The 14192-nt window shown below is 71.3% G+C and carries 13 protein-coding genes and 1 tRNA gene; 8 read left to right on the forward strand and 6 right to left on the reverse strand.

All coding sequences use genetic code 11. The annotated features are described in order from the left end of the window. Nucleotides 1–169 precede the first annotated feature (169 nt). The 5 genes from O0235_RS13425 (at nucleotide 170) to O0235_RS13445 (ending at nucleotide 2939) form a co-directional block, all read left to right on the forward strand. A complete protein-coding gene (locus O0235_RS13425; RefSeq protein ID WP_270056282.1) occupies nucleotides 170–730 on the forward strand; it encodes a DUF5317 family protein in 561 nt (186 codons plus the stop codon). After that, nucleotides 730–1728: a ketopantoate reductase family protein gene (locus tag O0235_RS13430; protein WP_270056283.1), complete on the forward strand. Its 999-nt coding sequence runs from the start codon at nucleotides 730–732 to the stop codon at nucleotides 1726–1728. Before O0235_RS13425 ends, O0235_RS13430 begins: the two co-directional genes overlap by 1 nt. A gap of 112 nt (nucleotides 1729–1840) precedes the next feature. Beyond that, nucleotides 1841–2245: a DUF4332 domain-containing protein gene (locus O0235_RS13435; RefSeq protein WP_373324450.1), complete on the forward strand. Its 405-nt coding sequence runs from the start codon at nucleotides 1841–1843 to the stop codon at nucleotides 2243–2245. A 71-nt stretch (nucleotides 2246–2316) separates the two neighbouring features. Further along, the gene (locus tag O0235_RS13440) at nucleotides 2317–2853 is read left to right on the forward strand and encodes a hypothetical protein (RefSeq protein ID WP_270056285.1); all 537 of its coding nucleotides are present in this window, start codon (nucleotides 2317–2319) and stop codon (nucleotides 2851–2853) included. A 9-nt stretch (nucleotides 2854–2862) separates the two neighbouring features. Next, a tRNA-Asp gene (locus tag O0235_RS13445) sits at nucleotides 2863–2939 on the forward strand. 76 nt (nucleotides 2940–3015) lie between these two features. Here O0235_RS13445 and O0235_RS13450 read toward each other — a convergent pair. The 5 genes from O0235_RS13450 to O0235_RS13470 form a co-directional block, all read right to left on the reverse strand. Next, nucleotides 3016–3867, reverse strand: coding sequence for an SDR family NAD(P)-dependent oxidoreductase (locus O0235_RS13450; RefSeq protein WP_270056286.1), 852 nt, complete (start codon nucleotides 3865–3867; stop codon nucleotides 3016–3018). Between the two features lie 56 nt (nucleotides 3868–3923). Beyond that, complete coding sequence (gmk, locus tag O0235_RS13455; RefSeq protein ID WP_270056287.1) at nucleotides 3924–4523, reverse strand: guanylate kinase; 600 nt, start codon at nucleotides 4521–4523, stop codon at nucleotides 3924–3926. Continuing rightward, nucleotides 4520–5818 carry a 3-phosphoshikimate 1-carboxyvinyltransferase gene (gene aroA, locus O0235_RS13460; RefSeq protein ID WP_270056288.1) on the reverse strand — a complete coding sequence of 433 codons (1299 nt, stop codon included), beginning with the start codon at nucleotides 5816–5818 and terminating at the stop codon, nucleotides 4520–4522. The genes gmk and aroA overlap by 4 nt, the downstream gene beginning before the upstream one ends. Then, complete coding sequence (locus tag O0235_RS13465; RefSeq protein ID WP_270056289.1) at nucleotides 5815–6852, reverse strand: prephenate dehydrogenase; 1038 nt, start codon at nucleotides 6850–6852, stop codon at nucleotides 5815–5817. The genes aroA and O0235_RS13465 overlap by 4 nt, the downstream gene beginning before the upstream one ends. 91 nt (nucleotides 6853–6943) lie before the next feature. After that, nucleotides 6944–7639: a site-2 protease family protein gene (locus O0235_RS13470; RefSeq protein WP_270056290.1), complete on the reverse strand. Its 696-nt coding sequence runs from the start codon at nucleotides 7637–7639 to the stop codon at nucleotides 6944–6946. A gap of 265 nt (nucleotides 7640–7904) precedes the next feature. On the opposite strand from O0235_RS13470, the gene O0235_RS13475 reads away from it, so the two are divergent. Genes O0235_RS13475 through O0235_RS13485 form a run of 3 tightly spaced genes read left to right on the forward strand, consistent with a single transcriptional unit; the run spans nucleotide 7905 to nucleotide 11964 of the window. Then, nucleotides 7905–9020, forward strand: a complete 1116-nt coding sequence (locus tag O0235_RS13475) for a TolB-like translocation protein (RefSeq protein ID WP_270056291.1) — start codon at nucleotides 7905–7907, stop codon at nucleotides 9018–9020. Further along, nucleotides 9017–10162 (forward strand): TolB-like translocation protein, encoded by a 1146-nt coding sequence (locus tag O0235_RS13480; RefSeq protein ID WP_270056292.1) that lies wholly within the window; start codon nucleotides 9017–9019, stop codon nucleotides 10160–10162. Before O0235_RS13475 ends, O0235_RS13480 begins: the two co-directional genes overlap by 4 nt. Beyond that, nucleotides 10147–11964: an SH3 domain-containing protein gene (locus tag O0235_RS13485; RefSeq protein WP_270056293.1), complete on the forward strand. Its 1818-nt coding sequence runs from the start codon at nucleotides 10147–10149 to the stop codon at nucleotides 11962–11964. The genes O0235_RS13480 and O0235_RS13485 overlap by 16 nt, the downstream gene beginning before the upstream one ends. Before the next feature lie 34 nt (nucleotides 11965–11998). Here the strand turns inward: O0235_RS13485 and fusA are convergent, their stop codons facing one another. Beyond that, the gene (gene fusA / locus O0235_RS13490) at nucleotides 11999–14062 is read right to left on the reverse strand and encodes an elongation factor G (RefSeq protein ID WP_270056294.1); all 2064 of its coding nucleotides are present in this window, start codon (nucleotides 14060–14062) and stop codon (nucleotides 11999–12001) included. Between the last annotated feature and the right edge of the window lie 130 nt (nucleotides 14063–14192).

The raw sequence follows: 14192 nt of genomic DNA on the forward strand, positions 1-14192 counted from the left end.
AACCGTTCCCGGAGGAACTCGCAGATGACCCGCCGCCTCGTCACCCTCGCCATCTCCGTTTCGGCGCTCGCCGTGATCGCCCTCGCGGGCGCGGCCCCGTACCAGTCCTGGTAAACCGGCGCGCAGGGAGTCCCTGCACGCAGCTGCCGAATCCGAGACAATCGCCCGCATGAAACGCCATGCGGGCGATTTGTTCGTGCTTGGCGCAGCGGCGGTCATCTTCATCGCGCAGCAGCTGGCGATTTCGTTCATGCCGCTCGATGGTGCAGCCGGCGCGCTCCGCCGCAGCCTGTTCCTCGTCACGACGGCCGCCCTCGCCCTGATGGCGCTCCACTTTCGCCGGTTCTTCGGGGCATGGCTGGTGTCGGCGGGCATCCTCATGAACCTGCTCCCGATGGCCGCCCACGGCGGCGCGATGCCGATTGACTTCGCTATCCTCCAGCGCTCCGGCGCGTTCCCGGAAATCACGGAGGCCGACATCGGCCGCCAGACCAACCACGGGAAGGACGTCGTCCTCCGGCGGGAGGACATCCGGTTCTACTGGCTTTCCGACCGGTTCATCGTCGACCTGCCGCTTTACGGAACGAACATCTACTCCGCCGGTGATTTCGTCCTGTTCGCCGGGCTCGGCCTGGTCGCGGCGCAGGCGGCGGTGATGGCCTTCCGCCCAGGCGGTGAGCGGACCGAACCGGCGTCGACCGCGGAGACCGTCGAACGGGGACCCGGCTGATGCGGTTCGTCATCTACGGCGCAGGGGCCATCGGCGGGACCATCGGCGCGCGGCTCCACCTTGCCGGTGAGGAGGTCGTCCTCATCGCGCGGGGCGCGCACCTCGACGCGATTCGCGAGCGCGGCCTCCGGTTCCGAACGCCCGGGGGCGAGCACCTGCTGCGGATTCCCGCCGCGGAGCGGCCCGCCGATGTCGACTGGCGGCCCGGCGATGTCGTGCTGCTGTGCATGAAGACGCAGGACACCGCGGCGGCGCTCGCTGACCTCGAACGGCGTGCCGGGCCGGACATCCCGGTGGTCTGTGCGCAAAACGGCGTCGAGAACGAGCGGCTGGCTGCGCGGCGTTTCCGGCGCGTCTATGGGATGCTCGTCGCGCTGCCGGCGACGCACCTCGAGCCGGGCGTCGTGACTGCCTCGGGCGCGCCGCTCAGCGGCTGCCTGCACGCCGGGCGTTTCCCGGCCGGCGTCGACGACACCATCCGGGCTGTCTGCCGGGCGCTCGACGGCGCCGGGTTCCGCAGCGACGCCGTCCCGGATGTGATGGCGCTGAAGTACCGGAAGCTGCTCCTCAACCTAGGCAACGGCGTGGACGTCCTGCTCGGCGGCAGCTCGTGGGGCGCCGGGGGTGCGGTCGGGCGGTTCCTCGAGCGGCTCCGCGCCGAAGGGGAGGCGGCCTTCCGCGCGGCCGGCATCTCCGCCGTGAGCCCGGACGAGTACCGCGAGCGGGTCACGGCGCACTACCGGTCGGTCCCGGTCGCCGGCGAGCAGCGCAGCGGGAGCTCGACGCTCCAGAGCGTGCTGCGCGGCCATACCGTCACCGAAGTCGACTACCTCAACGGCGAAATCGTGATGCTCGGGATGCTGCACGGCGTCCCGACGCCGGCGAACCGTATCGTCCGGGAACTCGCCGCCCGGGTCGCCGCCGAGGGCCGGGGACCCGGGCACCTCACGATCGACGAGCTGGAGCGTCTCGCGGGCGCTCCTCAGTACCTCCAGTGACCTCCCCCGCCGGTTCCCGGCGCAACCATTCGTGCCGGCGATAACGTGCGGGCGCGGCGGGTGCCGGGGGCGTACGATGACGCCGCCCAACCCGGGCAAGGAGCAGCTGACCATGGCGAAAATCATCGAGATCGAAGGCATCGGCCCGACGTACGCGGCGAAGCTCGAGGCGGCGGGCATCCCGACCACTGAGGCGCTGCTGGAGCAGGCGGGTACGGCGAAGGGCCGCGAGCAGGTCGCTGAGAGGGTTGGCGTCACAACTGCGAAGGTGCTCGAATGGGTCAACCGGGCGGACTTGATGCGCGTCAAAGGCATCGGATCGGAGTACTCGGACCTGCTCGAGGCGGCCGGGGTCGACAGCGTGAAGGAGCTGGCGCAGCGGCGCCCGGAGAATCTCCATGCGAAGCTGCTGGAGGTGAACGAGGCGAAGAAGCTCGTCCGCCAGGCGCCGTCCCTCTCGGCGGTCGAGAAGTGGGTCGCCGAGGCCAAGACGCTCCCCGCAGCGGTGACCCACTGACGAGCGGCGGCCGGGAAACCGAGGTCGCGCGCTGGCTCGACGACCTGCTCGGGCCCGGTCACGGGCGGCGGGTGGTCGCCGTCCGGGACGACCGCGTGCTGGTCTCGAAGGTGCCGCCGGGCCTGCCGGCGCGCGTCGTCGCGGCGGCGGCGAACCTCACCGAGCTGTTCGACCCCGCGGCCCTGCGGAGGCGCATGCCGCCGGGTCTTCCGCCAGCCGAGGCGTGGCTGACGGCGGCCTCCGCCATCGTGCGGGAGGCGCAGGCGGCGGGGCGCCTCGACGGTCCGGGCGCATCCGAGGTGCTGGCCGGGGTCGACTCGGTGGCCGCCCTGCTCGCGTCGTGCTGCTGGACGGCAGGCGACGCCGCCGGGTGGCAGCCGAGCGATGCCGAGCGCGCGGCGCTGGACGATGCCGAGACCCGGCTCGCGCGCGGCGGCCGCGGCCTTTTCACCCGCGTCTACGGCACATGGGACGGGAGGCCCGTGGAGAACCACTGCCCCGGCGCCGAGGCTGCCCGGGCGATCTTCGCGGCGGCGCGCGCGGCGCTGGAAGGGGTCGGGGCCGGGGCCCCCGAGGCTTGCCCGGGAGACGGGCGGCCCGTACGATGAGGAAGCTTCGGCCCCGTGGTGTAGCGGTCTAACATGCCACCCTGTCAAGGTGGAGATCGGCGGTTCGAATCCGCTCGGGGTCGCCAGCTTCGAATCACCTGAACAGCCCTGCCGAACCCGGCAGGGCTGTTCGTTCGTCTGCGCGGGCGGACCGGCAGGCGGTCAGGCGAGGCGCTGGTGGCCCGGCTCCGTCTCCCACGGCGGCGCGATCTGGTGGTAGCCGCCACCCGCGGTCCAGCCGCCGTCGACGTAGAGGATGTGGCCGGTCACGAACTTCGCAGCATCGGAGGCGAGGTAGACGATTGCGCCTTCGAGGTCCTCCGGCTGCCCCAGCCGGCCCATCGGGGTCCGGGATTCGGCCYGGAAACGCGTGCCGGGCGTCGATTCGAATACCTTGCCCATCAGTTCGGTGCCGTCGAAGTAGGACGGCGCGATGGCGTTCACCCGGATGCCCTCGCGGGCATACTCGAGCGCGAGCACGCGGGTCAGGGCATCGACGCCGCCCTTCGCCGCGTGGTACGAGGCGGCGCGGAACTCGCTGCCGACCCGGCCGAGGATCGAGCTGATGTTGATGATGACGCCGCCCGTGCCCTGGGCCAGCATCTGCCGCGCCGCGAGGCGGCAGCCGTTGATCGTCGCCAGCAGGTCGAGCTCGACGACGGAGCGCATCCGTTTGAAGCTGCCCAGGTCGTGCCGCAGGCCGGAGCGGTCGGTGTAGCCGGCGTTGTTCACCATGATGTCGAGGCGGCCGAAGCGCTCGACGGCGCGCGCGAACAGCTGCTCGAACTGCTCCTCATCGGTGATGTCGGCGGGGTACGCTTCTGCTTCAACACCGAACCCGCGCAGCATCGATGCGGTCTGTTCGATGAGCTCCTGCCGGCGGGCGGTGACGACGACGTTCGCGCCGGCGCGCGCGAGCCCGCGCGCGAAGGCGACGCCGAGCCCGCTCGAAGCGCCGGTCACGAGGGCGACTTTGCCGTCGAGGCTGAACATGCGGGCGAGCGAAGGGTCCACGCGCGAACTCCGTGTGCAGGGGTTGCGCGCATCTTAGGTACGGCCGGCCGGGAGCGCTACGCGATGAGGCGGGCGGGTGGCCGGTCCGGGTTGCAGCGCTCCCGTGCGATGATGCCGGCGATCTCGTCCACCGCTTCCTCGAGCCGGCCGTGACGGTTGATGACGACGTAGTCGTTGTTCGGGATGTCGGCGAGCTCCTCTTCGAGCGCGGCGAGCCGCCGGGCGAGGCTCTCGGGGTCTTCGCTGCCGCGGGCGGCGAGGCGGGCGCGCAGCACCTCCCGGTCCTCGGCTGTGAGGAAGATGAACACGGCCCCTTCCAGTTTTCGGCGCCACGTGCGGGCCCCCTGCACGTCGGTCCGGATGATGACGTCCTGCCCGGAGGCGAGGAACGGTTCGATTTCGCGGCGCTCGACGCCCTTGAGGTCGCCGTACACGTCCGCCCATTCCGCGAACTCGCCGGCTTCGATTTTCCTCCGGAATTCGGGCTCGGTGAGGAAGTGGTAGTGGACGCCATCGATCTCGCCGGGGCGGGGCGGGCGTGTCGTCGAACTCGTGGCGCGGTGGATGCCGAGCCGTTCGCGGAGGCGGTCGATGACCGAATCCTTGCCCACGCCGGAAGGGCCGTGGAGCACGATGACCAGCGGCTTCGCGCTCACCGGGCAGCGACTCCGCCCGGGGCAGCCTGCGCGAGGTGCTCCCAGAAGCTGCGGTAGGACACGGCGACGGCGTCGTCGGAGACGGTCGTCTCGCCGTCGGCGAGGCTTCCCGCGATGGCGGCGAGCATGCCGATGCGGTGGTCGCCGCGCCCGCTCAGCCGGGCGCCGCTCAGCCGCACCGGCCCGCGGACCTCGAACCCGTCCTCGAGTTCGCGGATGTCGGCGCCCATCCGGGAGAGCGTCTCGACGACGGTCCGCACGCGGTCGGATTCCTTGACGCGCAGCTCGGCGGCGTCGCGAACGACCGTCGTCCCGTCGGCGAAGCAGGCCGCGAGGGCGACGAGGGGGAGTTCGTCGATGGCGCGCGGCACCAGCTCGCCGGACACCGTCGTGGCGCGCAGGCTGCTCGAGCGGACGGCGATGTCCGCGACGGGTTCGCCGCCGGTTTCCCGCTCTTCGAGCAGTTCGAGGTCGGCGCCCATGGCGCGGAGGATGTCGAGCAGCCCGGTGCGGGTCGGGTTGACGTTGACGCCCCGGAGGACGATCTCCGCATCCGGGTGGCAGGCAGCGAGGACGAGCCACGGCGCCGCGCTGGAGATATCGCCGGGGACGCGAAGGGAGAGCGCCGCGAGGCGTTCGGCCGGCCGGATGCGCACGGCGGCGCCTTCGGCTTCGATCGGTGCGCCCATGGCGGCCAGCATCCGTTCGGTGTGGTCGCGGGAGCGGCCCGGCTCGGTCACCGCGGTCTCACCCTCGGCATAGAGACCCGCGAGCAGGATGGCGGACTTGACCTGCGCACTGGCCACGGGACTTGCGTAGCGGATACCGCGAAGACGGCCGCCCTTCACGACCACCGGGGCGAGCGTGTCGCCCTTGCGCGCCATGAGCGCGGCGCCCATTTCGCGCAGCGGCTGGATGACGCGGGCCATAGGCCGGGAGCGGAGCGAGGCGTCGCCGGTGAGGACCGAGAGCAGCGGGTGGCCGGCGAGCAGTCCGAGCAGGAGGCGCATGGTGGTGCCGCTGTTGCCGCAGTCGAGGACGTCGTCGCTTTCGAACAGGCCGTGGAGGCCCTGCCCGGTCACGCGCGCCGCGGAGGAGCCTTCCGGCCATTCGATGGGGACGCCGAGCGCGGCGAGGCAGCGCGCCGTGGAGCGCACGTCCTCGGAATCGAGGATGCCTTCGATGACCGCTGCGCCGTCGGCGATGGCGTTGAAGATGAGCGCGCGGTGGGAGATGGACTTGTCCGGCGGGACGTCGATGACGGCGCGGACGGCGGCCGGGCGCGACACCTTCACGGCCGTTCGTCCTCGATGCCGAGCTTCCGCTTCAGCTCGCGGTCGTCGCGCGGGGCGGCCGGGAGCCGGTCCGAGGCCTCCTTGATCTTGTCGTAGAGGCCGCCGACGAACATGCGGCCGATCGCGTCGCGCGCCGACGGCGGTTCGGCGCCTTCGGGCCGGCGGCGCTGCGGCGGGTTTTGGATGAACGTGTCGCGGTCGAGCTGGGTCGAGTAGAAGAGGTCGTAGACGGGCTCGGCGCCGGATTCGAGCGCTGTGCGGATGGTGCGCAGCTCCGCCTCGAGGCGGCCGATCCAGTGGAGCACGGCCTCGCGGTTGGTGAGCATGATGTCCCGCGCCATCGTGGGGTCGCCGCTGGCGAGCCGGGTCATGTCCCGGAATCCCGGGCCGGCGAGGAGCGCCGCATCCTCCCAGCCCTGGCTGTCGCGGACCATCCGGAAGAGCGCCACGGAGGCGATGAGCGGGACGTGGCTGACGGCGGCGGCGTACTGGTCGTGCTCGGCAGGGTCGATGTAGAGCGGGATGGCGCCGAGCGTCTCGACCAGGCCGAGGACGGCCTGGACGGCCCGCTCGTCGGCCCGGGGCGATGGCGTGACCGCCCAGGTGGCGCCTTCGAAGAGGCTGGCCGACGCGGCTTCAGGTCCGCTCTTCTCCTTGCCGGCCATCGGGTGGCCGCCGACGAAGTGCGCCGTTTCGGGCAGGTATTCGGCGGCCCAGCGCATCACTTCCGCCTTCGTGCTGCAGACGTCCGTCACGACGGCGCCGGGCATGAGGAAGCGGCCGAGGTCCTCGAGGATGCGGCGGGCGGCCATCACGGGCGTCGCGATGATGACGAGCCCGGCGCGTTCGACCGCCTCTTCCAGCGAGCCGACCTCGCGGTCGAGCGCCCCGAGCTTCTTCGCCGTRCGCGCCGCGGCCCGGTCCCGGTCGATGCCGACGAGTTCGTAGTTCCGGTTCGGGCGGGCGGCGAGCCCGAGGCCGATGGACGTGCCGATGAGACCGGTGCCGATGATGGCGATGCGATTGTCTGCCATGGAACCCACCCGGGGACGCGGGCGCAGGGCCCGCTGCATACGGGAAAGGCTACCACACCCGCGCGCTCACTCCCCGGGCCAGCGGCGGCGTTCAGGTGCCGACGATGATGCGGAGCACGTCGTCGTAAACGAGGCCGATGAGCCACCCGAGCGGGCTGAAGCCGGTCACGAAGCCAATCGCAATGAGCGTCATCAGGATGCCCGGGCCCCATGGTGCAAGCTGTTCGAGCGCGCGGGCGACTTCGCGCGGCGCGATGCCGGTCACGACTTTGAAGCCGTCGAGCGGCGGGATGGGGATGAGGTTGAAGATGCCCAGGATGATGTTCAGGGTGATGATGAAGGAGAGGAAGAGCCAGACATAATCCTCGCCGGAGCCGCGGCGGATGACCGCCTCGACGGTCGGCAGGGAGGTTTGGACGAGGCCGAGGCGGATGGGAATGGCGGCGAGCGCGGCGAAGAAGAAGTTGGAGAGGGGGCCGGCCGCGGCGACCATCGCGAACCCCTGCCGGGGCCCGGTTTTGAGCCGCCAGGGGTTGACCGGTGTCGGCTTGGCCCAGCCGAAGCCGAAGAGCAGCAGCAGCGTCGACCCAATGGGGTCGAGGTGCGCGAGCGGATTCATTGTAAGTCGCCCGTTCCGCTGGGCGGTGTCGTCGCCGAGCTGGTAGGCCGTCCAGGCGTGGCAGAACTCGTGAAACGCCAGCCCGGTCAGGATTGCGACCAGCCAGGCCGCGATATAGACGAAGAAGACAGCCGGGTTCTCCTGCAGGGCCGAGAGATACCAGATCATCGGGCGAACGCTAGCACAGCGGCGCCTTACGGCGGGGAACGGCGAGGGAAGGACACCGTAAACCCGGATTGACGGGACCGGAGCCCCTTGTTACGTTCGGCCCCACGAACCTCCCCGTGGGAGGTTGCTGGCACGCCCCGTGCGGGGCGTCCCCGGCGGTACTGCGGGGGTACCGACCGCCTTGCCAGGTGGCCATGTGCCGGGTTTGTCGAGGCCCGGCGCAAGACCRGGGCGGATGCTCCGCCCGCAAGCGCGAGGTTGCCGCGTGCTCGCTCCCGGGATCCGTCGAGGCTTTTCCCCGTGGCGTCCGCTCGCTCCGTTCATCCTCGCCGCCCTCGGCGTCGCCGCCGCGATTGCCGCGTGGGCGGTTTCGTCGTCGTCGCCAGTGTCCACGGACGGCGTTACCGCGCCGGCGATTCCTGCCGAACTGATTCGCTCGGTCGCATATCTCGAACCCGACCCGGCGGCCCGGGTCGACCGGCTGCTGGTCCGCCCTGCTGCCCCGGGAGGCGCGCCCCGGGAGCTGGCCGTGTTCCCGTACACCTTCACCGGACTCCACGCGCGCGCTGCCGCGTCGCCGACCGGCGACCAGGTCGCCGTCCTCTGGGTCGACGGCCGGCGGGGCAGCGCGGCGTCGCTCGCGCTCGTGGGCCTCGACGGCACGGTCCGGCCGGTTGACGGCAACTTCGAATACCTCTCGCCGCTGGCGTGGACGGCCGACGGCGGAAGGCTGGCGGTGCTCGCGAGCGGCGAGCCGGGGGTCCTGCGCGTGATCGAGGTGGATACGGCGACGCGCGATGTGGCTGAGCGCGCCAGCTTCACGGCCGCGTTCCAGGTTGCGCCGCTCGGGTACAGCCTCGACGGCGGCCGCCTGTTCGTCGTCGTCATCGACCAGTCGGGCTCGAACCTGTGGGCGGTCCGGGGGAGCGGGCTCGAGCGGGTGGCGGAGCTTTCGCCTGGCCGCACGCGGGACTGGGCGCTCAGTCCCGACGGCTCGCGCGTCGCGTTCATCGACGTCCTGAGCGCCTCGTCGCGGACCTACGTCGGGAAGACGCTCGTCATCGCCACCGGGGCCGTGACAGCGCTCCAGTCCGGGCGGAACCAGGTCGGCGCGACGTGGCAGCCGGGGAACCCGGTGCCGGTGTTCGGGGGACCGGGCGGCTCGCTAAGGCTCGAAGACCCGAGCCCGGATGCCGCGTGGGTCGTTCCCCACGCCTATGCGCCCCTCGGCGACTACCTGGTCGTGTCGACGGTCTCGGCTGCCGGGGGGCCGGAGGCGCGGCCGACAGCGACACTCTGGATTGCGACCCCGGACGCGCGGGAGCTGCTGACCGACGTGCCGGCAGCGTCCTTTGCGGGCTGGGTGAGGGAGGCTGAATGACGGCGATTCATCACGGCAATCGCTGGCGATCCCGCCAGGCGCAGCCGGCCACCGGCCGCCTCGGACGGCTCATCCTGTTCGTGACGGGCCTCGCCGGCGTGCTGGCGGTGGGCCCCATCGCCTGGGGAATCGTGACGGGGGCCGGCGCCGGGAGCGGAGCAGCGAGCGCGTTCGCGTCTGCGCCGCCGGGCACCTACGCTGTCGTCGGACGGACCGAGGGCTCAGTCGACATCATCAGCGTCGTGCGGGCCGACCAGCCGGGAAACGTCATCGAAGTCGCCCGCGTGCCGCATATCGACGGGTTCGCGACCACCGGCTCGGTCGATGCGCGGGGCCGGTACGTCGCGCTTGCCGCGGTCGACGGCGGGACGCCCCTCGCCCCGGCTGCGTCGCTCGTGCTCGTCGACCTGGAGCGGGGGACGGCGGAGCGGCTCATCGCCGGCATCGAACCGGCGCAGACGCCGCTCTGGAAGGCCGATTCGTCCGGTGTGGTCGTGACCCGCGCGCGGCAGGACGGCGACCGGCAGCTCATCGACGTGCTCGAGGTGGCGCTCGACGGCGCGGTTCGCCTGCGCTGGACGCAGGATGCGCTTGGGGTGTACCCCGTCGGATGGCGCGACGGCCGGGTGCTCGCCGTCGCCATCGACGCGCGCGGTTCGACGCTGCAGTCCGAAGGGCAGGACGTCGTGCACCTTGCGAGCGGGTTCACGCGCGACTGGGCGCTCTCGCCCGACGGGAAGGCGCTCGCGTTCATCGAGGTGTTGCCCGGGACCGAAGCCGGGTTCGCTGCCCGTGTCGCGCGGCTCGACGGCGAGGCGACCGGCAGCGCCCAGGCGCTGACGCAAGGCGGAGCCGCGGCGCTGGGCGCTGCGTGGGGTCCGTCAGGGACGCCCGCCTTCGGCGCGGTGCCGCGCGCGTCCGGCGCCGGCGCAGCAGCCGGCGATGCGAGCGCCCAGTCGCTCCGCGCTGCCGGGTTCGATGTGCCGCTCGCCTACAGCCCGGACGGCGACGCGCTCGCGGTGGTCCACTGGGATGGAACGGGGTTCGAGGCGCCGGGCACGCCGACGCTGCAGCTCGTCCGGGGCGGCGAACGTTCGGAAGTTCCCGGCTACCGGGGGTTCTACGGATGGGTGCGGCGCTGAGGTCGCTCGCGGTCGGAGGGCTCCTCGGGGTCCTCGTCCTGGCGGTCACGCTCGACCGCCGGCCGGCGCATGCGGACCACTACCCGTGCCATGTCCCGAACTACGGCTTCGGGTTCGATACCTACGAGTACGAAGACTACGTCGGCGTCTACAACGAGATGATCGACCTCGTCGCCGCCGGCGTGGCCGTGCCGCCGCCGTATCAGCTCCCGTCCGGGGAGTGGATCGACCTGAGCTACCCGGGGCTCGAGACGGGGCCCCGCGGCGCCCGGCAGCCGCGCGACCGGAGCGCGACCGTTCCCCCCAGCCTCTACAAGGCGATGGTCTGGATCGAATCCGGCTGGGCGCACGCTGCGGGCTCGGTGCCGTACGGCGGCGTGGGGCCGGTCATCACCGCAATCGACTGCGGCTACGGCCTGGGCCAGATCACGACCGGCATGGGGCATCTCGCCTCGCCCCCGGCGCTGGATATCCGGGTGCCGTCGGCGCGGCAGGCGCTGATCGGCACGCACCCGCTTTTCAACCTCGCAGAGGGCATCCGGATTTTCGCGGACAAGTGGAACTCGGCGCCCGAGCTCCGGCCGGTCGCCGGCACCGGCGACCCTGCAGCGCTCGAAGACTGGTACTACGCGGTCTGGAGCTACAACGGCTTCGCGTTCGTCAACCACCCGCTGAATCCCACGAAAAACCCGCTGCGCGGCGAAACCTGGCACTGCAACGACCCGAACGCTCCCGGGTTCGGGTCGTTCACCTGGGGCGACTACACCTACCAGGAGAAGGTGTACGGGTGCCTCCGCTACCCGCCGGTGCCGAAGGGCCAGAGCTACCCGCCGCCGCTCTCCGGCGGCTCGCCGGGCCAGCCGCCGGCCTCCTCCGGTCTCGCCGTGGGCGATACGGCGGTCGTTCGCGTCGACGGGCAGTGCCTCAACGTTCGGCCGACGCCGGGCGGCAACCCGCCGATTACCTGTTTGCCGGAGGGGACGCTGGTCACGATCATCGGCGGGCCGCAGGAGGTGAACGGCGTCACCTGGTGGCAGGTTGCCGCCGGGCAGGTGAGCGGCTGGTCGGCGGGGCAGTATCTCGTCAAGGTGCAGCAGCCGGCGCCGGATGCGCCGGTGAACCCGGCGGGACGGATGTGGCCGCCGCAGACGGTGACGATGCCGTCGCTTTCCGTGCCGGCTGTCGCTGCTGCGTTTGCGCCGGCGGCCTACGACGCCTGCGCCCGGACGGCGGCGGAGTGCGCGGCGATGGATTTCCCGACGACCGTTCCCGAGCTGGGCATCACGACCCACCGGGACACGGCGGCGCCGGCCGAGGCGTCGCGGGCGGCGGCCTACCTCGGCGCGCCGCAGCTGCAGGTGATCGGCGAACGGGCGGTGACGCTGCAGGTGACCGCGAGCAGTTCGACGGCGGCGTCAATCACGGTGCGGAATAACGGGAGCGGGATCGGGCCGTTCCGGGTGCGCACCTCGGCGGCGTGGCTCATCGTGCGGCACCCGAACGACCCGCCCGGCAGGGTCGTCGATGGCGGAGTCGCCATCGGGAAGGACCTGCCGGTGGTCGTTTCGACCAGCCCGAAGACGACCCAGGCAGGCGCCGATTCGGTGCTCGAAATCCGCATCGACCCGGCCACGCTGCCGCCCGGCGCGACGTCCGGGACGGTCCTCATCGAGCCGCTGCTCGGCAGCCTCCAGCCGGTCACGATCACGGTGACCGTGCAGCGCGCCGGCTCGGCGAGCGGACCGCCGCAGTTCCCGTTCAAGCGGGTCGTGCCAAACGTGACCGCCGAGGGCAGCCCCTGAGGCGCGGGCGCGTCCCGGTGCGTGGCAGCGCCCGTCAGTGGGCGTGCGCTGCTTCGAGCTCCTTCTTGTGGTCGGCGATGACGCGCTGGGCGATGTTGGCGGGCACCTCACCGTAGTGGTCGAAGGTGAGCTCGAAGACGCCGCGGCCCTGGGTCAGAGAACGGAGGTCCGAGGCGTAGCGCTGCACTTCGGCGAGCGGCACTTCCGCTTCGATGAGGCTCACGCCGCCGTCGGGATTGATGCCGTGGATGCGGGCGCGCTTCGTGTTGAGGTCGCCGACGATGTCGCCGGCGAACGCTTCGGGGACACGCACGCGGATGAGCATGATCGGCTCGAGGAGAATCGGGCCGGCGGCCTGGACGGCCTCCTTCAGCGCCTGCGAGGCGGCGAGCTTGAACGACATTTCGTTCGAATCGACCGGGTGGTGCTTGCCGTCGACGAGCGTGACCTGGCAGTCGGTCAGTTCGTAGCCGGCGATGATGCCGCCAGCCGCCGTCTCCATCACGCCCTTTTCGACCGCCGGGATGAACTCCTTGGGGACCGCGCCGCCGACGACCCGCTCGGCGAACTGGACGCCGGAGCCGCGCGGCAGCGGTTCGATCTCGAGCACGACGCGGCCGTACTGGCCGTGACCGCCTGTCTGCTTCTTGTGGGTGTACTCGGCCGAGGCCTTCTTCGTGATGGTCTCCCGGTAGGGCACCCGCGGCAGCGCGAGTTCGACTTCGACGTTGAACTTCCGCTTGAGGCGCTCGACGGTGACCTCGAGGTGAGCGTCGCCGAGGCCGGAGAGGATGATCTCGCCGGTGCCCGGGTCGCGGTCGAGGCGGAGCCCCGGGTCTTCTTCGACGAGCCGCTGGAGGCTCGGACCGAGTTTGTCGACCGCACCTTTGCCCATCGGTCGGACGGCCATGCTGAAAACCGGAGAGGGGAACTCCATCGGCGGGAGCGTTACCGGGCGCTCGCGGCTCCCGAGGGTGTCGCCCGTCGCGGTGTGGGCGAGCTTGGCGACGACGCCGATGTCGCCCGCGGCGAGCTCGGGGACGGCGAACTGCTCCTTGCCGCGCTGGACGTACAGCGTGCCGAGCCGCTCGTCGGCCTGCCGGTTCGCGTTCCAGAGGTGCGAATCCGAGGTGATCTTGCCGGAGATGACGCGCAAATAGCTGAGCCGGCCGACGAAGGGGTCGGCGGCCGTCTTGAAGACGAGGGCGGCAGGCGGCGCAGCCGGGTCAGCGGTCAGTTCGACGTCGCCGGCGCGGAACGGGTCGCGGTCGGCGGGCGAAGGACCGCTGAAGGCGATGTTGTGGAGCAGCTGCCGGACGCCGATGAGCTTCGTCGCCGAGGCGCACACGACGGGGAAGATGAGGTTGTGGTCGAGACCCCCGTGGAGGACGCGGCGCAGCTCGTCTTCGCTCAGCTCCTCATCGGCGAAGTACTTGTTCATCAGCTCCTCGTCGGTTTCGACGATGCCTTCGATGAGCTGGGCGCGGAGCCGCTCCGCCTCCTCGCGCAGGTCGGCCGGGATGTCGACTTCGTCCGCCTGCTCGCCCATGTAGGCCTTCATGTGGAGCAGGTCGACGACGCCGCTGAAGGATTCGTGCGCGCCGATGGGGAGCTGGAGGGGCATCACCCGGTGGCCCCACCGCTCCTGGAGGGCGGCGAGGACCGCGGCGAAGTTCGCGTTCTCGCGGTCCATCCGGTTGACGACGATCATCCGCGGCAGGCCCAGCCGCTCCGCGATCTGCCACGCCCGGTCGGTCCCGACTTCGGGACCGGAGACGGCATCGACGACGACGACGGCCATGTCGGCGGCGTGGGCGCCGCAAATGACTTCGGAGACGAAGTCGGCGTAGCCCGGCGTATCGATGAGGTTGATCTTCCGGTCCTCCCATTCGACGGGGGCGAGGGCGAGGTTCAGGCTGAACTTGCGGCGATGCTCATCTTCGTCGTAGTCGGTGACGGTGTTCTGGTCCTGGATGGAGCCCAGGCGCGTGATGGCGCCGCTCTCGTACAGGGCCGCCTCGGCGAGGCTGGTCTTCCCGACGCTGCCGTGGCCCACCAGGACCACATTACGGATGGCTTCGGTGGGATACACCTTCATCGACATCGACCTCCTTCGACCTGCGAAGTGGCCCGTAGTCTACGCAGGCGCGATCTGCGTCTCAATCGGCGGGCAGGCGTCTTCACCTGTCGCTTCGGCGATGCACGATGCTCACGGGTCGCCAGAGTGA

The sequence above is a fragment of the Tepidiforma flava genome (assembly GCF_027594505.1).
Taxonomy (GTDB): domain Bacteria; phylum Chloroflexota; class Dehalococcoidia; order Tepidiformales; family Tepidiformaceae; genus Tepidiforma; species Tepidiforma flava.